Here is a 22,250-nt window from a genome sequence, read left to right as displayed (position 1 = left end):
CCAAGTGCAACGGCATCGCTACCATGGCCGGGGCCGGTGGACCGTACCCGGCCGGGTCAGACCGACAAGCAAGCCGGCCGGCCCCAATCCCCGCTCCCGGAGGGTTCTTCCGTGCCGGCTGGAACGCTGTACCGCGGCCGGGAAGGAATGTGGTCCTGGGTGGCTCATCGAGTCACCGGCGTCCTCATCTTCTTCTTCCTGTTCGTACACGTGCTGGACACCGCTCTCGTCCGTGTCTCCCCCGACGCCTACGACAAGGTCGTGGCCACGTACAAGACGCCGATCGTCGCGCTGCTGGAGTACGGCCTCGTCGCCGCCGTCCTCTTCCACGCGCTCAACGGTCTTCGGGTCATCGCCGTCGACTTCTGGTCCAACGGCCCCCGTCACCAGAAGACGATGCTGTGGTCCGTCGTCGGCATCTGGCTCGTGCTGATGATCGGGGCCCTGTACCCCGTCCTCGGCCACGCCGTCCGTGAAGTCTTCGGGAGCTGAGGCAGATGTCCGCCACTGAAACCACCGCCTCCGGCATCGGCCCCGTCGAGGGCACCGGGGAACTGTCGGGCTACAGCCCGGACAACCCGGCCCCCGTCATCGAGCCGCCCCGCAAGCGCACCAAGAAGACCCCGAAGTCGACCCGCGGCAACTTCGAGATGGTCGCGTGGCTCTTCATGCGTCTGTCCGGCATCGTCCTGGTCGTCCTGGTCCTCGGCCACCTGCTGATCCAGCTCGTCCTCGACGGCGGCGTCTCCAAGATCGGCTTCGCGTTCGTCGCGGGCCGCTGGGCCTCCCCGTTCTGGCAGGTCTGGGACCTGCTGATGCTGTGGCTCGCCATGCTGCACGGCGCGAACGGCCTGCGTACCGTCATCAACGACTACGCGGAGCGCGCGAACACCCGGCTGTGGCTCAAGGGCCTGCTCTACACCGCCACGGTGTTCACCATCCTGCTGGGCACGCTGGTGATCTTCACCTTCGACCCGAACATCCGCTAGGCACGGGGCTGAGGCAACCGATCATGAAGATCCACAAGTACGACACCGTCATCGTCGGCGCCGGCGGCGCCGGTATGCGCGCGGCCATCGAGTCGACGCAGCGCAGCCGCACCGCCGTGCTGACCAAGCTGTACCCCACCCGCTCCCACACGGGCGCCGCGCAGGGCGGCATGGCCGCCGCGCTCGCCAACGTGGAGGAGGACAACTGGGAGTGGCACACCTTCGACACGGTCAAGGGCGGTGACTACCTGGTCGACCAGGACGCCGCCGAGATCCTGGCGAAGGAGGCCATCGACTCCGTCCTCGACCTGGAGAAGATGGGCCTGCCGTTCAACCGGACCCCGAACGGCACGATCGACCAGCGCCGCTTCGGCGGTCACAGCCGGAACCACGGCGAGGCCCCGGTCCGCCGCTCCTGCTACGCGGCCGACCGCACCGGCCACATGATCCTCCAGACGCTCTACCAGAACTGCGTCAAGCACGGCGTGGAGTTCTTCAACGAGTTCTACGTGCTCGACCAGCTGATCACCGAGGTCGACGGCGTCAAGAAGTCGGCCGGTGTCGTGGCGTACGAGCTGGCGACCGGCGAGATCCACATCTTCCAGGCGAAGGCCGTGATCTACGCGTCCGGCGGCTGCGGCAAGTTCTTCAAGGTGACGTCCAACGCGCACACCCTGACCGGTGACGGCCAGGCGGCCGTGTACCGCCGCGGGCTGCCGCTGGAGGACATGGAGTTCTTCCAGTTCCACCCGACCGGCATCTGGCGCATGGGCATCCTGCTGACGGAGGGCGCCCGCGGTGAAGGCGGCATCCTCCGCAACAAGGACGGCGAGCGCTTCATGGAGAAGTACGCGCCGGTCATGAAGGACCTCGCGTCCCGTGACGTCGTGTCCCGCTCCATCTACACGGAGATCCGTGAGGGCCGCGGCTGCGGCCCCGAGGGCGACCACGTCTACCTCGACCTCACGCACCTCCCGCCGGAGCAGCTCGACGCCAAGCTCCCGGACATCACCGAGTTCGCGCGGACGTACCTCGGCATCGAGCCCTACACGGACCCGATCCCGATCCAGCCGACCGCGCACTACGCCATGGGCGGCATCCCGACGAACGTCGAGGGTGAGGTCCTCAGCGACAACACCACCGTCGTCCCCGGCCTGTACGCCGCCGGTGAGGTCGCCTGTGTCTCCGTGCACGGCGCCAACCGTCTGGGCACCAACTCGCTGCTCGACATCAACGTGTTCGGGCGCCGGGCGGGCATCGCGGCCGCCGAGTACTCCCAGAAGGCGGACTTCGTCGAGCTGCCGGAGAACCCGGAGTCCCTGGTCGTCGCGCAGATCGAGCGGCTGCGCTCGTCCACGGGCAACGAGCGCGTGGCGGAGCTGCGGCGCGAGCTGCAGGAGACCATGGACGCCAACGTCATGGTGTTCCGCACCGAGCAGACGATCAAGACGGCCGTCGAGAAGATCGCCGAGCTGCGCGAGCGCTACAAGAACGTGGCGATCCAGGACAAGGGCAAGCGGTTCAACACCGACCTGCTGGAGGCCGTCGAGCTGGGCAACCTGCTCGATCTGGCCGAGGTCATGGCCGTCTCCGCGCTCGCCCGCAAGGAGTCCCGCGGCGGTCACTACCGCGAGGACTACCCCAACCGGGACGACGTCAACTTCATGCGTCACACCATGGCGTACCGCGAGGTCGGCGACGACGGCTCCGAGACCGTCCGCCTCGACTACAAGCCGGTCGTCCAGACCCGCTACCAGCCGATGGAGCGTAAGTACTGATGGCAACCCCGACCCTGGACAAGGCGGACGCGGCAGGCAGCCCCGAGCCCGGTTTCGCCGACTCCCCGTACATCACGGTCACCTTCCGTGTCCGTCGCTTCAACTCCGAGGTCTCGGCCGAGGCCAGCTGGCAGGACTTCCAGCTGGAGATCGACCCCAAGGAGCGCGTCCTCGACGGTCTGCACAAGATCAAGTGGGATGTGGACGGCACGCTGACGTTCCGCCGTTCCTGCGCCCACGGCATCTGCGGTTCGGACGCCATGCGGATCAACGGCAAGAACCGTCTGGCCTGCAAGACGCTGATCAAGGACATCAACCCCGAGAAGCCGATCACGGTCGAGCCCATCAAGGGCCTCACGGTCCTCAAGGACCTGGTCGTGGACATGGAGCCGTTCTTCCAGGCGTACCGGGACGTGATGCCCTTCCTGATCACGAAGGACACCAACGAGCCGACGCGCGAGCGCTTCCAGACCGCCGAGGACCGCGAGCGCTTCGACGACACCACGAAGTGCATCCTCTGCGCCGCGTGCACGTCCTCGTGCCCGGTGTTCTGGAACGACGGCCAGTACTTCGGTCCGGCCGCGATCGTCAACGCCCACCGCTTCATCTTCGACTCGCGCGACGAGGCCGGTGAGCAGCGGCTGGAGATCCTCAACGACCGTGACGGCGTGTGGCGTTGCCGTACGACGTTCAACTGCACGGACGCCTGCCCGCGCGGTATCGAGGTCACCAAGGCGATCCAGGAGGTGAAGCGGGCGCTCATCACGCGCCGCTTCTGATCCCACCGCCTCCGCCGCCGGAGGCTGTGACGGAAGGCCCGCAGGTTCACCTGCGGGCCTTCCGCGTTCCCGGCGCGCGGGCCGAGCGCACGCCCACGCACGAGGGCCCCGTCCCCGCGCGGAGCCTTGGGGAAGGCTCCACGGCGGACGAGGCCCTTCGGTCGATCACCTCGGCGGTGATCCCGAGCGCGATCAGCCGCGCAGGACGCGGCCCTGCGCGTCGGTGCGGTCGTTGCTCGTGAGGAACAGGATGCCGTCGATCAGGGACCAGAAGCCCAGACCACCGCAGGTGAGGAGCTGGGCGACGCCCACGCCGACGGAACCGACGTAGAAACGACCGATGCCGAGCGTGCCGAGGAAGAGCTGCAGAACACCGGCGACGATCTTCGACTTGTCGGAGTACGGGCGACCCTGCGGGTCGTGGCCGAAGGGAGCGTCAGGGGTGGGGACGGTCATGGAAGTAACTCCTGGATGTACTGACTGAGATACCGGAGCGGATTGCTCCGGGAGCGATCACAGGAGAGAAGGCGTTGTGGACAACCTTCGGCGATCGGGCACGGCGAACACCGGCCAGCGATCGAGCACGACGTAATCCCCCGTCATCCCCCCTGTAGCCGTTGCAGCGTAATGAGACGCGAGGGGCGGAGGGGAGTGGATCCGGGCGATCGTTCCGATTCCGTGATCCGATTCCAGCCATCTTGCGACAACTGAGCAACATAAAGCGGGCGTAAGGGATTTACGGGTGCCGCACGGGCTCGGCGCGGGCTCGGCGCGGGCCAGCTCAGTGCAGATTGCGGACGATCGTCCAAGTCACCGCGATGCCCAGGATCAGGGCCTGGGTGCGGGGCTTGAGTTCGGGGCGCCAGCGGCGGCCGCGCAGCCCCTCGACGGACCAGCGGCCGAGCAGCACGAGGGCGAAGGGCGCGGCGAGCAGCAGCACTCGGTTGTCGTGCCAGGCGGCGGCGAACTGCCCGTGCATCAGGTCGTACACCATGCGGGTGCCGCCGCAGGCGGGGCAGAGCAGCCCGGTGACATAGCGGAACGGGCACTGGGGCAGCAGATGGCCGGGCTCGTGCGGGTTGGTGCCGTACAGGTACGCGGCGCCCGCCAGCCCGGCGGCGGCCACCGCGAGGGGGGCCGCCGCCGGATGCCGGAGGGTGCTGAGGCCGCGCTCAGCCACGCAGGACACGCCCGTTGGAGTCCGTGGTGTTGCTGCTGGTCAGCAGGATGATGCCGTCGACCAGCGACCAGATGCCGAGGCCGCCGCAGGTGAGGAGCTGCGCGACGCCGAGGCCGACGTGGCCGATGTAGAAGCGGCCGACACCGAAGGCGCCCAGGAACAGCGAGAGGATGCCCGCGACGATCTTCGACTTGTCGGAGTACGGGCGGCCGTACGGGTCGTAGCCGTACGGGGCGTTGGGGTCGCCCGTGTACGCGCCACCCGGGGTCGGGGGCACCTGGTAGCCACCCTGGGGGTAGCCGCCCTGCTGGGGGTAGCCGTAGCCGGGCTGGCCCGCGCCCGGCTGCTGGTAGCCGCCCTGCGGAGCCCCGTACGGGCCCGCGGCCGGCTGGCCGGGGGCGGCGTTCGGGTACCCGTATCCGGGCTGCGGCGGCTGCGGGGGCTGAGCGGGCTGCTGAGGCTGCTCGGTCACGGTACTGACTCCTGCGTGTTGTTTGCTTGAGCGGCTGAAAAACTCACTATGGGCTGTCCGTCATATTGCAGGAGGGAAGGGCCCGGAGAGAAGTTGTTACTTCGGCCGGTCCCACCCCGACTCCCGCATGTGGGCGGAGTCACATCCCCTCGTCACCGTCGGCCGCACAGACGTCTCACAGCTGGCTGACGATGGTCGGGTCCGTGATCTCCGTGTCCTTGGCGAGCAGCATCGCCTTGCTGAGGATGACTGCGAGCATACGGTCGCCCTCGAAGGGGAGATAGCCGGTCTGCGCGGTTCCGTTCCTTCCGTTCCCGTCTGTGACGGTCGACTTGGGGACGATGCACAGATAGCGGTCGTTCGGGGACATCAGGATGTTGCCGGACCCCAGATGGATCCGGTACGTGTGCAGTGCGCCCTCGACCTGGAGGAACCGCCCTTCCAGCGTGCACCGGTCGGCGATCGCGAGCCTCGGCACCAGCCGCTCCAGCAGCGCCCGGCGGGTCTCGGCGCTCTGGTCCAACTCGCCGAAGCCGTACGACGTCCAGTACTCGACGAAGCGGCCCTCGGGTCCCCCGTCCTGCCAGGTCGGGTCGTTGCCCACGCTGGAGACGCCCACGAACAGGTCGACGTCGCGCAGCACTTCGGACAGGACGAGCGGCGGTATCCCGGTGAGCGGGACCGGGTCGACCGGATCGCGGCCGTCGGGCAGCCACATCGCGTACGCGCCGCCCCAGCAGGGGGCCTGGTTCTGCGGGGCGTCGAGCGGATAGAAGCGGACCTGGTCGGTCCGCAGCCGCAGATAGGCGCCCGAGTCGGTGGTGTCCTCCCCGTACTCGTGCCCCTCCCCCTCGATCCAGTACTCCGCCCGCAGTCCCCACTGCGGCAGTTCGCGTGTCGCGGGCGGCGCCACGTCGTCGACGGACAGCCGGAGCCTGTTGCGCCAGCCCCTGCTCGCGGCGAGGGAGTGGAACTGGTGCTGCCGCAGGATGTGCCCCGCGAAGCGGTTGGAGTAGGTGGCGGTGGCGCGTTCGGCGTCGGTGAGCGGATACACCTCGCGGTGGGCCTGCTTGAAGGGCTGGGTGACCGCGTACCGCTCCAGCCGGTCCCGCCAGGCGACGACCTCGGCGGGGTCGCGGCCCAGGGGGTGCCAGAGTTCGACCTGGGCGGCCCCGCCCGCCCCACCGGCCGGGTCGACCGGGTCGACCGGGTCGACATGGTTCACCGGTTCGCCGGTGAGGGTGCGCGGCGCGCCGTCGGCCCATCCGACGGTCGTGCCGTCGACGACCCAGAGGAGGCGGCGGGCGAGGGTGCCGACGAGGGGGTGGTCGAGGTACCGCTGCCGCCAGGTGTCGTAGGTCCAGGTCCGCCGCGCGAGGAACTGCCGGTCCAGGCGCTCGCTCTGCGCGGTGAGCATCCTGTCGATGTCCTTGACGGTGGCCTTGAGCTCCTTCAACTCCTCGGCGTGGTCCCGCCGGACGGCGGCCGGCACGCTCCTGACGGCCTTGCCCGCCGGGTTGCGCCAGGTGAGGACGGCGCGGGTGCCATGGACGAGGATCTCCGCAGTGACATCACCGAGCCGGTGCTCGACGCGCCCGACCTCGGTGAGACCGTACGTCGGCACGGCCAGCTCCTCGATCTCCTCCCGGCCGAGCCCGAGCGCGGTGGCCCGCTCGGTGAGGGCGGTGTCCACGAGCTTCGCGGTGGGCTTGTAGGTGACGCGGGTGGCGAGCCGGGCGAGCTCCGCGAGGGCGGCGTCGCCGTCGATCCGGGTCAGGGCGACGACGGAGGCGTTGGCGACCTTGGGGCTGCGAGGGCCGACGCCGGCGACCTTCCTGAGCGAGGTCTCGACGAGGGTGCCGAGGGCGCGGGCGGTCTCCGGGTGCGGCGGGAGGAGCGAGACCAGCCAGACGAGGCCGCGCAGGGCGGTCGCGTTGAAGGCGTCGAACGTCTGGTTGACGTCCGGCTCGTGCTGCTGCCGCTCCAGCGGGAGGGTGCGCGGGCGGCCGACGAGGGCGAGCCAGGACAGGACGGTGGTGCGGACGCGTTCGGCACCGAGGGCGTCGACGAGCGCACGGGCCGCGTCGTCCCACTTGGGGCTGGGTTTGGAGGTGGTGGCGGTGAGGGCGTGGGCGAGGAGGGCGTGCAAGTGACCGCGGTCGGCGTGCTCGGCGCTCGACACGGTTAGGGCGCGCTCGGTTATGGCCTGCTCGGCGTTCGACACGGATATGGCGTGCTCGGTTATGGCCTGCTCGGCGTTCGACACGGTTATGGCGTGCTCGGTGTTCGCCTGGGCAGCTGCCGTCTCGCGTTCGGCGTCGGCCACGGCCATGGCGCTGTCCGCCCACGCCTCGCCGACGTTGAGCAGCGGTTCGGTGAACGTCTTCGTGAGGGCGACCAGCTCCGGATCGCAGTACGAGTCCATGGCGGAGCGGCGGAAGACGGCGACGACGGGGGCGGGCAGGGAGCGGCCGGAGGCCAGCTCGGCCTCGGCGAGGACGTAGAAGGTGCCGGACTGCCAGAAGTTGACCCGCCGGCCGAGCCGGTCCAGCTCGGCCCGCCGCTCGTCGGCGAGCAGTTCCCCCGAAGGATCGGCGCCGATCATGCCGAGCAGCCCGAGGGCTCCCGCCCGCGCGTCGGAGCCCTGCTCCAGGCCGTGGAAACGCCGGACGAAGGCGTCCACGAACGAGGCCTGGTGGTTTTGCGACAGTCCCCGCACCTCGTCGAGGAGGTGCGTCCACCCACCGCCCCAGTACCCCCTGGTGGCGAAGACGGCCTTCATCACCTCGTCGGCGAGCCGCTCCATGTCCCCGGCCGCGATCCGGTTCCGTGCCCGCTGCACGAGGGAGCGGGGCGTGTGCGCGGGCATCAGCCGCCGACCAGCGGGACGAGCCGGAGGAAGGTGACCTCGGTACCGGCGGACAGCTCGACCTCCTCGTCGAGTTCGGTGACCTGCCGGTCGCCGACGAGGACGAGGAGGCCGTTCCCGGCGAAGGCCCGAAGCGCGGCCTCGGCCTGGGCCTCCGGGGATTCGGCGGGGGCTTGCGCCGGGCGTCGAGCCGGACTCTCGGAGGGCGTCAGGAAGACCCGCCGCCGGATCAGCTCCTCCACCGTCACCCGCTCCCCGGCGAGTTCGACCAACCGGCCCTCGCCCCGCACCCCACTCGCCGTCTCTTCGACGAACGTCACCGTTGCCATGAGGGGGACAGTAAGGGGCGGCACTGACAAGTGCCGCCCGTCGGCCCGCGTCCCCGGACCGACAAGTCAGCCCAGGTCCTCCGACATGGGCGTGTACTCCTCCCACCCCTCCGGGTCCTTCTCCACGGCGTCGAGCAGCCGGCCCAACGCCACCTCCTCGTAGAGGACCCCGGAGTACGCCTCACGGACCCGGTTCCCGTTGATGTCGGCGGTGGGCGTGCCGGAGGCAGCCCGGTCGAAGGCCTTCTGGGACCTCGCCACGAAGTCGCGGTACTTCATGGTCCTGACGGCGGAGTCGAACGCCGGACCGCGCAGCCCCTCCACCTCGGCGGCGAGTTCGAGCAGATACGTGTCGGTGAAGCCGTCGACGATCTCCTCGGGCTGGTTCTCGTAGAGCACGGCGTGGTACTCGGCGAACTTGCCCTCCTCCAGCGCGGCCCGCAGCGCGTTGGCCGCCTTCTTCGAGCCACTGCCGCCCAGCTTGTCGTCCAGGAAGGAGGCGAGGGTGTACTCGGTCACCACCTTGCGCGCCAGCGTCCGCTCCAGCGCGGCCGGAGCGCCGGTCCGCTCGTACTCCTCGCAGACGGGGCAGCGCATGTCCTCGTAGAGGCGGAGGGTGACCGGCGCGTGCGGGTCACCGACGCGGATCGTCGTGCCGTCGGCGTCCAGCTTTTCCGGCAGCTCCCGAAGGTCGCCGTAGGGGGGCCTGCGCTCCGCCCAGGCGGGCCGCTCACCGCAACCGCCGAGCAGCAGCCCCAGTGCGACGACCACCACGGCCGTCATCCGTCTTCTCCGCGCACCCACCATCGACGCCCACCCCTCCACCACTCACCGAAGGGCCGGATCACAGCCTGCGCGGCTCCCCTCCCTCACCACCCGTCGCCCTCGCCCCGAACCCCCCGGGGCCTGACATGTGCGCGTACTGTACGACACAGGCCGCTGACCAGGCACTACACCCATTGGTTCAGCAGGGCCACGAGCGGGGTCTTCCGGGCACATCCTCGCGGGCGCCACGCGTCGCCGTTTGGCCAGATCCCACCCAACTTCCCGTGACGGATGGGGTAGTTGATTACACACTGACCCCATGAACCTCCTGAGGAAAGCCGCGGCCGCCTTCACGGCCGCGGCCGCGATCCTGATCGCGACACCCCCCACAGCCTCGGCGACACCCGCCCCTCACGACACGTCAGGCCACTCGTACGGCGGCGGCACGCTCGTCCGGGAGAACTTCGACCGCCTGCCCCTCGGCCCGGTGACACGGGGCCGGGGTTGGACCACCGACACCTCCAACGGCACCCTGACCGTCGCGCCCAGCTCCACCGGCCACGGCCGTGAACTCCGCCTCCGCACCGAGGGCAACGGCCGCGCCTTCATGGTCCTGTCCGACCTCGCGCCGCGCGGCAACAGCTTCTGGGCCCGGATGCGGCTACGCGTGACCGAGTTCCCCACGGCCCCGGACTGGGCCCACTGGACCCTGGCCGAAGCCTCGGGCCCCGACTCCCCCACCCTGGTCCGCCCCCTCGGCGGCCAGTACGCCCCCACCGACAAGGGCAACTTCTGGGGCGTCGGCTCGGACCTCGGCCCGACGGGCGACTGGACGGCGTGGAAGACCACCTCGCCGGCCGTAGCGGGGAAGTGGCAGTGCGCGGAGTTCCACCTGGACGCCACGGACAACCGCGTCACGGTCTACCTCGACGGCGTGGCCCAGCCCGACCTGACTGTCTCCACCACCCAACACGGCGGCACGACGGACGACTTCGTCTTCCCCACCTTCGACAAACTGAAGCTGGGCTGGCAGCTGTACCAAGCGAACCCGACACCGACGGCGTTCGAGATGAGGCTGGACGACATCGCGGTGAGCAGCCGGCGGGTGGGCGTCTGCGGGGCCTGACGCACGAACTGTTGGCCAGCTGGGCTACTCCGGACCCAGCTGGCCTCACAGTTTCGAGGTGATCCAGCCGTACTTTTCTACGCCGGCGGCAAGACGGTCCTGGCCGGATCGGGTACGGAGATCGTCGCTCCCGCGAGCTACTGGAAGACCCACATCGCCATCGGCTGACCGCGCCACCGATCGAAGGACTCAGCCGCCCGTCGAGGGGCTCAGCAAGGGGTGACCCTGCTGAGCCCCTCGTGTCGTCAGGGCACGGCCGGCCATGTCGCACCAGTGCTGTCGCTCCCACCGATACGGTCCCCGGCGATCTAATCTGACGACATGTCAGACAATGAGTCGTACGACCTGCTCGGCTTCGACAACGTCCTGTTCCCCGTCGGCGACCTCGGCGAAGCCGTCTCCTTCTACGAGCGGGCCGGATTCCGCGTGGCGTTCCGGCTGGACGAGGCCGGGATCGCCGGGCTGAAGGTCGGCAAGGAGACGCCGGGGCTGCTGCTGCGGGTGGAGGAGGAGCTGCGTCAGCGGCCGCCCGTGTGGGCGGCCGCGCGGGTGTGGCTGGAGGTGCCCGACGCGCGGGCCGCCGCGCGGGCCCTCGCGGCGGCGGGAGTGCCGCCGCTCGACGCCCCGTTCTCCGTCGCCACCGGGTGGACCGTCGAGTTCGCGGACCCCTGGGGGAACGTCATCGGGCTCACGGACTACGGCAAGCGGCCGGAGCTGGCCCGCACCAGATGATCGGGTCTCCGGCCGATCGGTTGAACGTGTTCAAAAACAGCGCTACAGTCTCCCCCAGGACGCTTTGAACGCGTTCAAGAATGTCACTGAGGGGTGGGGACATGGATCTCACGGTCGTCGCGTATGTCGTCTATTCGCTGGTCAGCGTGGGGCTGACGGTGTGGGTGGCACGCACGTTGAGCAGGAACGGGCGGATCTTCCTCTCGGACGTGCTGCGGGGGAACGAGAGCCTCGCGGACGCCGTGAACCACCTGCTCGTGGTCGGGTTCTACCTCGTGAACCTGGGCTTCGTGGCGCTGTATCTGAACGCCGACAGCGCCATCACCAGCCCACGCGAGGTGTTCGAGGCGGTGTCGGCGAAGCTCGGCGTGGTGCTGCTCGTGCTCGGGGCGCTGCACCTGGGGAACGTGTTCGTGCTGAACAAGTTCCGGCGGCGGGGCGTCATGGAACGGGAGCAGCTGCCGCCGGTCGCGCCGCAGGGCTGGGCCGCGCCGACCGGGCGCGTATGAGCGCCGGGGCCGGGCCGGCCGCCGTGGACCGGGGCGCCGAGCGCGTCCCGGTCCTCGGGCTCACCGTGCTGTACGACGCCGGGTGCGGGCTGTGCGCCTTCCTGCGGGAGTGGCTGGGAAAGCAGTGGCAGCTGGTTCCGCTGACCTTCGTGGCAGCGGGTTCGCAGGAGGCGCGGCGGCTGTTCCCGTCGCTCGATCACGGGGCGACGCTGGAGGAGATCACGCTGGTGGGGGACGGCGGGCAGGTGTACCGGGGGGCCGCCGCCTGGATCGTGTGCCTGTGGGCGCTGCGCGAGCACCGCCCGCTCGCGCACCGGCTGAGCACCCCGGCGGGGGCCAGGCTCGCGCGCACCGCCGTACTCACCGCCGCGAAGTGGCGGGGCGCCCACCGGCAGCCCGGCTCTGGCTGCGGGAGCGGAGGCGCCGAGCTGACAGGCTGGGCGTACGACCGGCGGTACGGGTGGGTGTACCGGCCTCCGGGGGACTGCGACTCCGGTACCTGCCCGACTCGTTAGGCTCTGCCCGTGCCCGCAGCGAACGAAAGCCCCATCCCAGAGCCCTCTGCCGACCAGCTCGACGCGGAGGCCGGCGGCCCCGGGGGCGGCACGGAGCAACCCGGCCCCCGGGGCACCGCCAAGTCCGAGCAGACCCGCGCGCTGATTCTCGAGACCGCGCTGCGGCTCTTCCAGGAGCGCGGGTACGACAAGACGACGATGCGGGCCATCGCGAAGGAGGCCGGGGTCTCCGTCGGCAACGCGTACTACTACTTCGCCGGCAAGGAGCACCTGATCCAGGGGTTCTACGACCGGATCGGCGCGGAGCACCTGGTGGCCGTGCGGCCCGTGCTGGAGCGGGAGAAGGATCTGGAGGCGCGGATCGCCGGGGTGCTCAAGGCGTGGCTGGACGTGGCGGAGCCGTACCACGAGTTCGCGGCGCAGTTCTTCAAGAACGCGGCCGATCCGCAGAGCCCGCTGAGCCCCTTCTCCCCCGAGTCGCAGGGGCCGCGCGAGGAGTCCATCGCCATCCACCGCGAGGTGCTCGCCGGGTCCAAGGCCAAGGTCCCGGACGAACTCCGGGACATCCTCCCCGAGTTGATGTGGCTCTCCCTGATGGGTCTCGTCCTGTACTGGGTCTTCGACCGGAGCGAGGGGCGCGCCCGCAGCTACCGGCTGGCCGAGCGGGGGGCACGGCTGACCACCCGGGGCGTCTCGCTGGCCCGCTTCCGGGCACTACGGCCGCTGGTCCGCGAGGTGCACGAGCTGTTCACGGACTTCCTGCCGGGGATGACGAAGGGGGCGCCGGGGGCGGGCGGCGAGGCGCGGGCGGCGGAGTGATCGCTTTCGGGTGAACGGGATCGAACGGGACATCCCTCCGCGCGCCTGCTTACCATGATGGTCTCGACACCAGCCCATGGGAGGCACCTGATGTCCGCAGCAGCTGTCGAGCGGTCGCACGAGGGGCGGGCGCTGATCGCCGAAGCGAACCACATCATGGAGAGCGTTCCGGGCCTCCGCGTCGAGATCATCGGAGACCAGATCCTCGTGAGTCCAGCACCGGACGGCCCTCACTCCGAGGCGCTGATGCTGTTCGCAGCCCCCTTCATGAGTCTGGGCCTCGTGCGCGCGCTCCCCGGCATCGGCCTCTGGCTGCCCAGCGGCCCGGAGGACTACGCCATCCCCGATCTGTCGGTGGTCGACGACGACTACCGTGATCACCTGGTGGAGAACAGCTGCTACGACCCGATGTGCTTCCGGCTGGTCATGGAGGTCACCTCCAGCAACTGGAAGACAGACCTGCAGACCAAGGTCACGTACTACGCCAAGGCCCGCGTCCCCGTCTACGTGATCATCGACCGCAAGCACCAGCGTCTCCATGTGCTCACCGAGCCGGCACGCGGAAGCTACGCGAAGCATGGCATCCACATCCCCGGGGAGCTCGTCACGCTCCCCGAGTCCGTGGGCGGCAAGGTCGTACTCGACGTCGAGCGCCTGCTCAAAGCCGGTCTGTCGTGAGCTAATTGACCACGTCCACCTCCCCCTCAGCCACCCCCGCCAGCTCCACGTCGCACACCAGCGGCCCCTCCCCCACGACCACCTGACGCGCTCGCGAGACGTGCGGCGGTGCGGTGGTCGTCGCCAGCAGATACGGCCCCGGGCCCGGTACGGCGACGATGTACGAACCGTCCGCGAGGGACATCACCCGGTCCAGCTCCCGCCCGCCGCGCGACAGCAGCGTCACCTCCACGTCCGCCAGCGGCTCACCGTCCGGCGTGCGGACGAACCCGTGGACCACGGAGGCGGGACCGGCGGGATGCGGCACCGGCGTCGGCTCCTCCTCCCTCGGCTCCACCGCCAGATGCGGCAGCCGCCGCTCCAGCCCCGCCGGCAACCACCAGTTCGCCTTCCCCAGCAGATGCATCGCGGCCGGCACCAGCGCCGTACGGAGGATGAAGGCGTCCAGGGCGACCGCGGCGGCCAGGCCGATGCCGGCCATCGCGGCCTCCAGCTCGCCGCTCAGCACGAACGCGCTGAAGACGCACATCATGATCAGGGCCGCGCAGTTGATGACCCGGCTGGTCTCGGCGAGGCCGACGCGGACGGCGCGGGCGTTGTCCTTGGTGTGGACCCATTCCTCGTGCATCCGGCTGACCAGGAAGACCTGGTAGTCCATGGAGAGCCCGAAGAGGAGCGAGAGCATGATGACCGGGAGGAACGCGGCGATCGGGCCCTCCTTGCCGATGCCGAGCAGTTCCGTCCCCCAGCCCCACTGGAAGACCGCCACCAGCACACCGAAGGACGCGGCGGCCGCGACGAGGTTCATCAGCGCGGCCGTCAGGGGGACCAGGAGGGAGCGGAAAGCCACCAGGAGCAGCAGGAAGCCCAGCGCGATGATCGTCGCTATGAAGTAGGGAAGGCGCTCGGCCGTCACCGACGCGAAGTCCTTCGACACCGCCGTCACCCCGCCCACGTGGGCCTCGGCCCCGGACGCCGGGATGACGTCCTCGCGCAGCCGGTCGATGAGCCGGTCCGTCTCCTCTGCCTGCGGGGACGTCGTCGGGACGACCTGGATCACCGTCACACCGTTCGTGGGCGGGACGGCGGCCACCTGGGCCACCCCCTCGGTGGCCTCGATGCGTGAGACCAGTCCCTCGGCGTCGGTGCCGTCGACGACCACCTGGAGGGGGCCGTTGAAGCCGGGGCCGAAGCCCTCCGCCAGCAGGTCGTAGGCCTGGCGGGTGGTCGTGGTGTCACGGTGGTTGCCCTGGTCGGAGGTGCCGAGGCGGATCGACAGGACGGGGATCGCGAGGACCAGCATGACGACGAGGGCGAGCACTGCGGTGGAGCGCGGACGCCGCTGCACGTACGCCGACCAGCGGGCCGCGAGGCCGCTCGCCGGCTCGGACACGGGGCCGGTGGCCGCGAGGCGCCGGCGCTCACGCCGGCTGAGGACACGCGGGCCGAGGACACCGAGCAGCGCAGGCAGCAGCGTGACGGCGGCCAGCACGCTCAGCACCACCGTCAGCGAGGTCGCGATGACGACGCCGTCGAGGAAGCGGAGGTTCATCACCAGCATCCCGGCGAGCGCGATGCAGACCGTGCCGCCCGCGAACAGCACCGCGCGGCCGGAGGTGTCGAGCGCGGCGACCGCGGCCTCCTCCGGCTTCATGCCGCGCAGGATGCCGCGCCGGTGCCGGGTGACGATGAACAGGGCGTAGTCGATGCCGACGCCGAGGCCGATGAGCGAGCCGAGCAGCGGGGCCACATCCGGGATGTTCGTGGTGTGGCTGAGCAGGGCCGTGGCCATCAGGCCGGTGCCGACCGCGGCGACGGCGACGACGATCGGCAGCAGCATCGCGAAGAGCGAGCCGAAGGCGAGGAAGAGGACGACCGCCGCCGCCAGGATGCCGACCGCCTCGGACGTGCCCTGGGAGGCCTCCTGGTCCCGTGCGATGGCCTGGCCGCCCAACTCCACCTGGAGACCGTCCCGTTCGACGCCCTTGGCGGTCCCGATGACGTCGTCGAGCAGGTCCTTGGGGACGGAGTTCGCCTGCTCGGTGAAGGTCACCTGCGCGTAGGCGATGGTTCCGTCCCGGCTGACGCCCGCGCCGCCGCCGGCCCGGTCCCCCGCGTCGTACGGGCTGGTGACGTCCCCGACGCCCGGCATCCGGCCGATCTCCGCCAGCGCGGGCGCGATCCGGGAGCGTACGGAGTCGTCGTCCACCGTCCCCCGGTCCACCTTCCACACCACCGTGTCGGTGTCGCCCGCGCGGTCGGGGAAGGCCTTGTCCATCAGGTCGTACGCGTGCTTGGAGTCCGTGTCCGGGAGGGAGAAGACATTCGCGTAGTCCGTGCCCGCGCTTCCGCCGGCGAAGCCGACGCCGAACACGGTCCCCACCCACAGCAACAGGACCACCAGCCGGTGCCGAAAGCACCACCGTGCCAAGGTCGCCACGATTCAACTCTCCTTGTCCGACGGTCGATTGGTCATCGATCGGTCCCCCGGGTCCTGGCCCCACCCTCGACGGCGGCGAGGGCGGTGCGACATGGCCGGGCCTGGACTCTCAAGGAACTCCAAGGCGGAGCGGCTGCCTCCGCGAACTCCGGTGCGGATACTGAGGACATGACCGGATCCGAGCGAGCGAGCACCGGCCCCGAGCGAACGACCTCCGGCCAGGAGGGCGCGGCGAGCACCGGCCACGAGGGGGCGACCGTGCTCGTCGTCGAGGACGAGCCGAGCATCGCGGACGTCCTCACGATCGCCCTGCGCTACCACCGCTTCGAGGTGATGACGGCCGGCACGGTCCGTGACGCGCTCGCGCTCGCGGAGCGCACCCGGCCCGACGTGGCCCTGCTGGACGTGATGCTCCCGGACGGGGACGGCCGCGCCCTCGGCCGCGAACTGCGCGCCAGGCGACCGGAGTCGGCGCTCGTCTTCCTGACCGCCCGGGACGCGCCCGCCGAGATCGTGGGCGCCCTCGGCTTCGGCGACGACTACATCACCAAGCCGTTCGACATCGAGGTGGTCGTCGCCCGCCTCACCGCCGTCCTGCGTCGCACCCGGCGCGCCGACGTCCTCCCCCAGCGCCCGCCGCTGCGCTACGGCGACCTGGAGCTGGACGAGACGACGTACTCGGTGCGCCGGGCGGACCGCACGGTGGAGCTGACGCCCACCGAGTACGCCCTGCTGCGGTTCCTGGTGCGCAACGGCGGGCGGGTCGTGCCCAAGGACCAACTCCTTCGCCACGTCTGGCAGTACGAGCACGCGCCGGCCGAGTCGACCGTCGTCGAGACCTACATCAGCTATCTGCGGCGCAAGCTCGACGCGCTCGGCCCACCGGTGATCACCACACGGCGGGGCGTCGGATACGGGCTGGCGTGAGCCGCCTTGGGAGGCCGCGCAGGCCGTGCCGGCGGCACGGCCTCTACTCGCTGCGGGCCAAGCTCACGCTCGCGAACGTCGTCCTGCTCGCGGTGGGTGTCGTCACGGCCACCGCGGTCAGCGCGATGGGCATGCGGATGTACCTGCTCGACAGTGTCGACCGGGAGCTGATGCAGACCCGCGACTCGATCGGGGCCGCCCGGATCGGCATGGAGCAGGTCGACGCGCTCAGCGCCCTGGTCGCCGTCAGCAGCCGGACGTCCGGTGGGTCCGCGGCCGACGGCGCCGACTCCCTCGTCCAGGGCGCCGTCTTCACCGCGCTGGACGACGGGGGCGAGCCGCTGACCATCGCCGGTTTCCCGCCCACCGGGGAACAGCGCGCCCTCGCCGGCGCGGTGGGCGACCCGGCCGCCCTCGTCGCGGACGACGAACCGTACGACGTCGACGTGGCGGGCGCCCCGCACCGCGTGACGGCGGCCCGGATGGACGACGGCACGACCGTCCTCCTCGCCACCTCCACCGCCTCGCTGCACGACGTCATCGCGCGGGCCCTCAAGCTGGACTTCGCCGTCGGCGGTCTGCTGCTCGCCACGCTCGCCTGTCTGACCCTGTTCGGTGTGCGGCGCCGGATGCGGCCGCTGGAGGACATGGTCGAGACGTCGTCGGCGATCGCCGAGGGCGACCTCACCCGCCGTGTCCCCTCCAGCAGCGAGGCAACCCTGGAGGTCGAGCAGCTGCGGCTCGCCCTCAACTCCATGCTCCAGCAGGTCGAGACGGCCCACCACACCCGCGAACGCAGCGCGGCCCAGCTGCGCCGCTTCGTCGGCGACGCCTCCCACGAGCTGCGTACGCCCCTGGCCGCGATCCGCGGCTACCTCCAGCTCCACGACAAGGGCATGCTCACCGACCCCGGCGAGCGCCGGCGTGCCTGGGACCGGATGCACAACGAGGTCGACCGGATGGGCCGCCTCGTCGACGAGCTGCTCACCCTCGCCCGCCTCGACCAGCGCCCCGAACTGCGCCTGCGGAACGTGGACCTCTCCCGCCTGGTCCGTGACGCCGCCGCCGATCTGCGCGCCCAGCAGCCCGACCGCCCGGTCACCGTGCGGGCGGACGGCACCCTCCTCGTCCGGGCCGACGAGTCGGGCCTGCGCCAGCTGCTGGGCAACCTGGTGAGCAACGTGCGCACCCACACGCCGGCGGACGTGCCGGTGCGGCTCGGGGCGGAGGGCACGGCCGAGGCCGTACGCCTGTACGTGGCGGACGAGGGGCCCGGTCTGTCGCAGGAGGACGCGACCCGGATCTTCGACCGCTTCTTCCGGGCGGGAGGGGGTGCCGGCAGCGGCCTGGGCATGGCCATCGTGCAGGGGGTGGTGGAGGCGCACGAGGGCGAGGTCTCGGTGAGTACGGCCCCGGGTGATGGCCTGAAAGTGACGGTCACCCTCCCACCAGCGCCCAGACCGTCTTCCCGTGCCGTCCCCGGCTCCACACCCCCCAGGCCGCGGCGAGGTGCTCCACGAGCCGCAGTCCCCGCCCCGTCTCCTCCCAGTCCCCCACCTCCCTGATCCGGGGCACGGTCATGTCCTCGTCGGAGACCTCGACCAGGCAGGTCCCGTCCGCCAGCGCGGTCACGGCGACCTCGAACTCCCGCTCCAGCAAGGGGCCGTGGCGGACGACGTTGGTCGCGAGTTCGGAGACGACGAGGACGACGTCCTCCAGGGCCGCGGAGCCCTCCTTGTACCCCCAGTCGACCAGATGTTCCCGTACGCGCCGTCGGACGAGCCCCACGGACGCCGGATGGCGGGGCAGCCGGAAGGAGTTGCGTCTCAGCACATGCGCTCCTCACCCCGGACACGCCCCCGACACAGAACGATGCGTGGGGCGGGCACGCCGTGTCACTCCCGCGAACGTCCGGCCCGCGACTTCGCGTCAGCTGTCACGCGGCGTCTGTCATATCCAGTCCAGCCGCCACAGCCGGAAGACGCCGGTGTCGTCGGAGAGGTACTGCGCCCCGCCGACGTCCTCGCTGCTGAGCACGTACTCCTTGCGCTGCCAGAGCGGGATCAACGGCACGTCCTCGGCCACGACCTGCTGCAGCTCCTTGAAGTCCGTCGCGGCCCGGCTGCGGTCCTCGTAGCGTTGGCTGTCCTTGATCAGCCGGTCCGCCCGCGCGCTGCCGTAGCCGTTGTTCAGGGAGTTGCCGGTACCGACGAGGGGCCCGCTGAAGGTGTCGGGGTCGGGGTAGTCGGCGACCCAGCCCACCCCGTACGCGTCCAGCTTCCCCTCGGCGTACCGCCTCTGGAAGGCCGTCCACTCGTACGCCTTGGTCGTCACGTAGAACAGCCCGCTCGCCTCCAGCTGCTCCTTCAGCTCGGCGGCCTCGGCGGCGGCCGAGCCACTGCCCTCGGCGTAGCCGAAGGTGAAGCGCACCGGCATGCCGACGCCTGCCTCGTCGAGCAGCTTGCGGGCCCGCTGCGGGTCGGGGCGGGGGCCTGCGTCGAAGAACGAGGTCGTGTGGCCCGTGATGCCGGCCGGGATGAGCGAGTACAGGGGCTCGGTGGTGCCCCGGTAGACCTCGGCGACCAGCTTCTCGCGGTTGATCAGCCCGGCCAGCGCCTGCCGCACCCGGCGGTCCTGGAACGGCGAGCCCACCCGCACGTTGAGGACCAGGTTGCGGGTCTCGGTGCTGTCGGCCTCCACGACCCGCTGGCCGGGGTCGCTGGGCGAGAGGGCGGCGAGCGTCGCGGGGGGCAGTGTGCGCGTGGCGACGTCGACCCTGCGCGCCTTCCACGCCTTCTGCAGCGCCGCCGAGTTCTCGTAGTACCGCATGAGGACCGGGCTGCGGGCGCCCTCGGCGGCGCCCCGGTAGTTCTCGTCGGGGGTGAGGCGGGCCTCCCCGTCCTGGTACGACGTCAGGGTGTAGGGGCCGGTGCCGTCGGCGCCGCCGTCCGTGCGCAGCCCGTTGACGGGGTATCTGGTCCGGTCGACGATCGCCCCGGCGCCGGTGGCCACCTTGAACGGGAAGGTGGCGTCCGGCGAGGAGAGGCGGAAGGTGACGGACAGCCCGTCCGCGCTGACCGACCGGAGGGTGGCGAGCAACGCGGCCGGCCCGACGTCGGAGTTGATGCGCTTGACCCGGTCGAAGGAGTACTTGACGTCCTTCCCGGTGACCTCGCGTCCGCTGGGGAACCTCAGGCCCGGCCGCAGGGTGCAGCGGTAGACGGTGAGCGCGTCGCCGAGGAACTCGCAGCCGCGCGCGGCGTCCGGCACGGGCGCCGCGCCGCCCGGTTCGAAGGTCAGCAGTGACTGGAACACGTTGTTGAACAGGGCCCAGGACCCGGCGTCGTAGGCTCCGGCCGGGTCGAGCGAGGTGACCTTGTCGGTGGTGCCGACGACGATCGTCCTGTTCCCGTCCCGCTGGGCCGGCAGCAACTGCCAGGCGCCGATCGCCGCGGTCGCCACCACCAGCAGCGACGCGAGAATCCGCAAGCGAACCGACCGCATCGGCGCCCCTTCCAAGGACCCCACCCGGCCCACTACGCACAGTGGTTCCGCGGTGGCGCGGATCACCTAACCACAGTCGGCTGTGTTGACGGAAGACAGGTTTTGTTGAGTTGAGAAAGAACTCAGTAAGCCTGCCGCCCTTTTGTGTCCGAAAGGCTCCCGTACCAGGAACGGGAGCCTTCCTGACGGACCGTCATGCCTGCTTCGAGGCCAGCTCCACCACGGTGATGTCCGAGGGCGCCCCGACCCGCACCGGCGGCCCCCAGGCACCCGCGCCGCGGCTCACGTAGAGCTGGGTGTCGCCGTAGCGCTCAAGCCCCGCGAGGGTGGGGTTGGCGGCCTGGGCGACATAGGTCATGGGCCACATCTGGCCACCGTGGGTGTGGCCGGAGAGCTGGAGGTCGACGCCGTGGTCGACGGCGTCGTGGATCTGCACGGGCTGGTGGGCCATCAGCACCACCGCCCGTGAGGTGTCCCGGTCGCCGAGCGCCTTGGCGAAGTCGGGGCCCTGGCCCTCGTCCTCGCCCGCGATGTCGTTCACCCCGGCGAGGTCGAGGTACGGCAGTTCGCGGCGGGCGTTCTCCAGCGGCGTCAGGCCCAGCCGGCGCACCTCCTCGACCCACTGCTCGGCGCCGGAGATGTACTCGTGGTTGCCGGTGACGAAGTAGCTGCCGTGCCGTGCCTTCAGCCCGGCGAGCGGTGCCGCCGCCGGGCCGAGGTCCGCCACGTCGCCGTCGACCAGGTCGCCGACCACCGCGATCAGGTCGGGCTGCGTGGAGTTGATCGTGTCGACGACCTTCTGTGCGAAGCCGCGGCCCAGCATCGGCGAGAGGTGGATGTCGCTGACCACCGCGATCCGGAAACCGTGCGCGGCGCGCGGCAGCTTCGCCAGCGGCACGGTGACCCGCTTGAGCTTGGGTCCGCGCACGACGCCGTAGGTGCCGTAACCGACCGTGCCCAGGGCCGCGGCGGCGACGGCCCCGCCCACCACACGGGAGACGAAGAGGCGGCGGGAGGGGTCGGCCGAGGGCGCGGGGGTGCTCGGGGCCGGGGGTTCCGCCGAGTGGGGCGGGCCTTCCGCCGAGTGGGGCGGGGCCGGCCGGCCGGGCTCGGCGGCCTCCGGTGAGTCGGCGGGCGGTGCGGACTCGGCGGACGGTGCGGGCTGCGCGCCCGCCGGGACGGGCTCCGGCGCGCGCACTGCGGGTTCCGGCCGGGGCGCGGGCTCCGGGGCGCGCCGCTCCACCGCACGGCGCAGGAGGGGCCGTACGAGCTCCCCCACCAGAAGGGCGAGGAGCATGTACAGCGCGAAGGCGAGCCACATGAAGCCCGGCCAGGTCAGCGTCTGCTGCAACCAGAAGGGCGCGTGCATGCGCTCGGCCGCGAAGCCGGCGATCATCAGCACCGGTCCCGCGACGAACACCGCCGTGCCCACGCGTCTGGCCGGGCCCGGTCCGCGTGTCGTGTCGCGCACCAGGCGGCGCCACGCGTACCAGTGGAGCGCCCCGAACAGGGTCAGCACCAGCAGGAGCACCAGAACGAACACGGCGATCATCACGTGGCACTCCCGGCGGCGGCCCGGCGAAGGGCGCGCAGTCCGCGCAACCCGATGACCCCGATGGCCGTCCCCAGTACGAAGGAGACGACGGCGAGCGTCAGATGCACCCAGAAGTACGCCGTCGGATCACCCGCGTCGTCGAACGCGAGCCCGCTGCCGTCCTTCCAGAGGTTCTTGACGAAAGTGATCCAGATGACCCAGCTCCACACCCCGAAGGCGAGCAGGAACCAGGAGAGGGGGCGGCTGAGCTTCATGGGTTCAGTATCGCCGCCGACCGTCCCGGT

General features: G+C 70.8%; 22 protein-coding genes and 1 pseudogene. 12 read left to right on the top strand and 11 right to left on the bottom strand.

Annotated features, from left to right (window positions below):
- Positions 1-111: 111 nt before the first annotated feature.
- From sdhC to HW837_RS21885, 4 genes are read left to right on the top strand one after another with little or no spacing between them, the layout of a single operon-like run.
- Positions 112-492: a succinate dehydrogenase, cytochrome b556 subunit gene (sdhC, locus tag HW837_RS21900; protein ID WP_078853945.1), complete on the top strand. Its 381-nt coding sequence runs from the start codon at positions 112-114 to the stop codon at positions 490-492.
- 5 nt (positions 493-497) lie between these two features.
- Positions 498-989: a succinate dehydrogenase hydrophobic membrane anchor subunit gene (locus tag HW837_RS21895; RefSeq protein ID WP_045562913.1), complete on the top strand. Its 492-nt coding sequence runs from the start codon at positions 498-500 to the stop codon at positions 987-989.
- 23 nt (positions 990-1,012) lie between these two features.
- Positions 1,013-2,767 (top strand): succinate dehydrogenase flavoprotein subunit, encoded by a 1,755-nt coding sequence (gene sdhA / locus HW837_RS21890; RefSeq protein ID WP_045562914.1) that lies wholly within the window; start codon positions 1,013-1,015, stop codon positions 2,765-2,767.
- Complete coding sequence (locus tag HW837_RS21885; protein WP_045562915.1) at positions 2,767-3,546, top strand: succinate dehydrogenase iron-sulfur subunit; 780 nt, start codon at positions 2,767-2,769, stop codon at positions 3,544-3,546. Before sdhA ends, HW837_RS21885 begins: the two co-directional genes overlap by 1 nt.
- Before the next feature lie 192 nt (positions 3,547-3,738).
- Here the strand turns inward: HW837_RS21885 and HW837_RS21880 are convergent, their stop codons facing one another.
- The 6 genes from HW837_RS21880 to HW837_RS21855 form a co-directional block, all read right to left on the bottom strand.
- Positions 3,739-4,002: a TM2 domain-containing protein gene (locus tag HW837_RS21880; RefSeq protein WP_013001272.1), complete on the bottom strand. Its 264-nt coding sequence runs from the start codon at positions 4,000-4,002 to the stop codon at positions 3,739-3,741.
- 325 nt (positions 4,003-4,327) lie between these two features.
- The gene (locus HW837_RS21875; protein ID WP_045562916.1) at positions 4,328-4,726 is read right to left on the bottom strand and encodes a DUF2752 domain-containing protein; all 399 of its coding nucleotides are present in this window, start codon (positions 4,724-4,726) and stop codon (positions 4,328-4,330) included.
- Positions 4,719-5,198, bottom strand: coding sequence for a TM2 domain-containing protein (locus HW837_RS21870; protein ID WP_045562917.1), 480 nt, complete (start codon positions 5,196-5,198; stop codon positions 4,719-4,721). Before HW837_RS21870 ends, HW837_RS21875 begins: the two co-directional genes overlap by 8 nt.
- 175 nt (positions 5,199-5,373) lie before the next feature.
- Entirely contained in the window at positions 5,374-8,067 is a 2,694-nt protein-coding gene (locus HW837_RS21865) for a DUF4132 domain-containing protein (protein WP_237270275.1), read from the bottom strand.
- Positions 8,067-8,396 (bottom strand): hypothetical protein, encoded by a 330-nt coding sequence (locus HW837_RS21860; RefSeq protein ID WP_093790396.1) that lies wholly within the window; start codon positions 8,394-8,396, stop codon positions 8,067-8,069. The genes HW837_RS21865 and HW837_RS21860 overlap by 1 nt, the downstream gene beginning before the upstream one ends.
- Positions 8,397-8,462: 66 nt before the next feature.
- Positions 8,463-9,179: a DsbA family protein gene (locus HW837_RS21855; RefSeq protein ID WP_177261944.1), complete on the bottom strand. Its 717-nt coding sequence runs from the start codon at positions 9,177-9,179 to the stop codon at positions 8,463-8,465.
- Between the two features lie 301 nt (positions 9,180-9,480).
- Here HW837_RS21855 and HW837_RS21850 point away from each other — a divergent pair, with 301 nt between their 5' ends.
- The 6 genes from HW837_RS21850 to HW837_RS21825 all read left to right on the top strand — a co-directional run bounded on the left by HW837_RS21850 (position 9,481) and on the right by HW837_RS21825 (position 13,540).
- A complete protein-coding gene (locus HW837_RS21850; RefSeq protein WP_193380579.1) occupies positions 9,481-10,287 on the top strand; it encodes a hypothetical protein in 807 nt (268 codons plus the stop codon).
- A gap of 321 nt (positions 10,288-10,608) precedes the next feature.
- Positions 10,609-11,019 carry a VOC family protein gene (locus HW837_RS21845; RefSeq protein ID WP_045559572.1) on the top strand — a complete coding sequence of 137 codons (411 nt, stop codon included), beginning with the start codon at positions 10,609-10,611 and terminating at the stop codon, positions 11,017-11,019.
- Between the two features lie 101 nt (positions 11,020-11,120).
- Positions 11,121-11,528 carry a hypothetical protein gene (locus tag HW837_RS21840; RefSeq protein ID WP_086784329.1) on the top strand — a complete coding sequence of 136 codons (408 nt, stop codon included), beginning with the start codon at positions 11,121-11,123 and terminating at the stop codon, positions 11,526-11,528.
- Complete coding sequence (locus tag HW837_RS21835) at positions 11,525-12,043, top strand: thiol-disulfide oxidoreductase DCC family protein (RefSeq protein ID WP_193380578.1); 519 nt, start codon at positions 11,525-11,527, stop codon at positions 12,041-12,043. The genes HW837_RS21840 and HW837_RS21835 overlap by 4 nt, the downstream gene beginning before the upstream one ends.
- Before the next feature lie 9 nt (positions 12,044-12,052).
- A complete protein-coding gene (locus HW837_RS21830) occupies positions 12,053-12,862 on the top strand; it encodes a TetR family transcriptional regulator (RefSeq protein WP_193380577.1) in 810 nt (269 codons plus the stop codon).
- Positions 12,863-12,952: 90 nt separating this feature from the next.
- Positions 12,953-13,540, top strand: coding sequence for a Uma2 family endonuclease (locus tag HW837_RS21825; RefSeq protein WP_045559568.1), 588 nt, complete (start codon positions 12,953-12,955; stop codon positions 13,538-13,540).
- Position 13,541: 1 nt separating this feature from the next.
- On the opposite strand, the gene HW837_RS21820 is transcribed toward HW837_RS21825, so the two are convergent.
- A complete protein-coding gene (locus HW837_RS21820) occupies positions 13,542-15,971 on the bottom strand; it encodes an MMPL family transporter (RefSeq protein WP_193380591.1) in 2,430 nt (809 codons plus the stop codon).
- 267 nt (positions 15,972-16,238) lie between these two features.
- Here HW837_RS21820 and HW837_RS21815 point away from each other — a divergent pair, with 267 nt between their 5' ends.
- Both HW837_RS21815 and HW837_RS21810 read left to right on the top strand, forming a co-directional pair.
- On the top strand, positions 16,239-16,907 hold the full coding sequence (locus tag HW837_RS21815; protein WP_045559627.1) for a response regulator transcription factor: 669 nt from the start codon (positions 16,239-16,241) through the stop codon (positions 16,905-16,907).
- Positions 16,904-18,355 (top strand): annotated as a pseudogene (locus HW837_RS21810) (sensor histidine kinase); the annotation flags it as partial. The gene HW837_RS21815 and the pseudogene HW837_RS21810, both read left to right, overlap by 4 nt.
- On the opposite strand, the gene HW837_RS21805 reads toward HW837_RS21810, so the two are convergent.
- From HW837_RS21805 to HW837_RS21790, 4 genes are all read right to left on the bottom strand, one after another.
- The gene (locus HW837_RS21805) at positions 18,345-18,740 is read right to left on the bottom strand and encodes an ATP-binding protein (protein ID WP_045559567.1); all 396 of its coding nucleotides are present in this window, start codon (positions 18,738-18,740) and stop codon (positions 18,345-18,347) included. The pseudogene HW837_RS21810 and the gene HW837_RS21805 overlap by 11 nt on opposite strands.
- Before the next feature lie 117 nt (positions 18,741-18,857).
- The gene (locus HW837_RS21800) at positions 18,858-20,411 is read right to left on the bottom strand and encodes an ABC transporter substrate-binding protein (protein ID WP_045559566.1); all 1,554 of its coding nucleotides are present in this window, start codon (positions 20,409-20,411) and stop codon (positions 18,858-18,860) included.
- Between the two features lie 193 nt (positions 20,412-20,604).
- Complete coding sequence (locus HW837_RS21795) at positions 20,605-21,963, bottom strand: metallophosphoesterase (RefSeq protein ID WP_045559565.1); 1,359 nt, start codon at positions 21,961-21,963, stop codon at positions 20,605-20,607.
- Positions 21,963-22,220, bottom strand: a complete 258-nt coding sequence (locus tag HW837_RS21790; RefSeq protein WP_045559564.1) for an SCO4848 family membrane protein — start codon at positions 22,218-22,220, stop codon at positions 21,963-21,965. Before HW837_RS21790 ends, HW837_RS21795 begins: the two co-directional genes overlap by 1 nt.
- Positions 22,221-22,250 lie beyond the last annotated feature (30 nt).

It is taken from the genome of Streptomyces caniscabiei (assembly GCF_014930365.1).
GTDB lineage: Bacteria > Actinomycetota > Actinomycetes > Streptomycetales > Streptomycetaceae > Streptomyces > Streptomyces caniscabiei.
The sequence above is the reverse complement of the archived record's forward strand: the minus strand, read 5'-3'. Positions and strand labels throughout refer to the sequence as shown.

What these genes read in the sequence shown, in the direction of transcription:
- HW837_RS21895 (WP_045562913.1), top strand. Translation starts at nt 498, where the DNA reads ATGTCCGCCACTGAAACCACCGCCTCCGGCATCGGCCCCGTCGAGGGC.
- sdhA (WP_045562914.1), top strand. Translation starts at nt 1,013, where the DNA reads ATGAAGATCCACAAGTACGACACCGTCATCGTCGGCGCCGGCGGCGCC.
- HW837_RS21885 (WP_045562915.1), top strand. Translation starts at nt 2,767, where the DNA reads ATGGCAACCCCGACCCTGGACAAGGCGGACGCGGCAGGCAGCCCCGAG.
- HW837_RS21880 (WP_013001272.1), bottom strand. Translation starts at nt 4,002, where the DNA reads ATGACCGTCCCCACCCCTGACGCTCCCTTCGGCCACGACCCGCAGGGT.
- HW837_RS21865 (WP_237270275.1), bottom strand. Translation starts at nt 8,067, where the DNA reads ATGCCCGCGCACACGCCCCGCTCCCTCGTGCAGCGGGCACGGAACCGG.
- HW837_RS21860 (WP_093790396.1), bottom strand. Translation starts at nt 8,396, where the DNA reads ATGGCAACGGTGACGTTCGTCGAAGAGACGGCGAGTGGGGTGCGGGGC.
- HW837_RS21855 (WP_177261944.1), bottom strand. Translation starts at nt 9,179, where the DNA reads ATGACGGCCGTGGTGGTCGTCGCACTGGGGCTGCTGCTCGGCGGTTGC.
- HW837_RS21850 (WP_193380579.1), top strand. Translation starts at nt 9,481, where the DNA reads ATGAACCTCCTGAGGAAAGCCGCGGCCGCCTTCACGGCCGCGGCCGCG.
- HW837_RS21845 (WP_045559572.1), top strand. Translation starts at nt 10,609, where the DNA reads ATGTCAGACAATGAGTCGTACGACCTGCTCGGCTTCGACAACGTCCTG.
- HW837_RS21840 (WP_086784329.1), top strand. Translation starts at nt 11,121, where the DNA reads ATGGATCTCACGGTCGTCGCGTATGTCGTCTATTCGCTGGTCAGCGTG.
- HW837_RS21835 (WP_193380578.1), top strand. Translation starts at nt 11,525, where the DNA reads ATGAGCGCCGGGGCCGGGCCGGCCGCCGTGGACCGGGGCGCCGAGCGC.
- HW837_RS21825 (WP_045559568.1), top strand. Translation starts at nt 12,953, where the DNA reads ATGTCCGCAGCAGCTGTCGAGCGGTCGCACGAGGGGCGGGCGCTGATC.
- HW837_RS21800 (WP_045559566.1), bottom strand. Translation starts at nt 20,411, where the DNA reads ATGCGGTCGGTTCGCTTGCGGATTCTCGCGTCGCTGCTGGTGGTGGCG.
- HW837_RS21795 (WP_045559565.1), bottom strand. Translation starts at nt 21,963, where the DNA reads ATGATCGCCGTGTTCGTTCTGGTGCTCCTGCTGGTGCTGACCCTGTTC.
- HW837_RS21790 (WP_045559564.1), bottom strand. Translation starts at nt 22,220, where the DNA reads ATGAAGCTCAGCCGCCCCCTCTCCTGGTTCCTGCTCGCCTTCGGGGTG.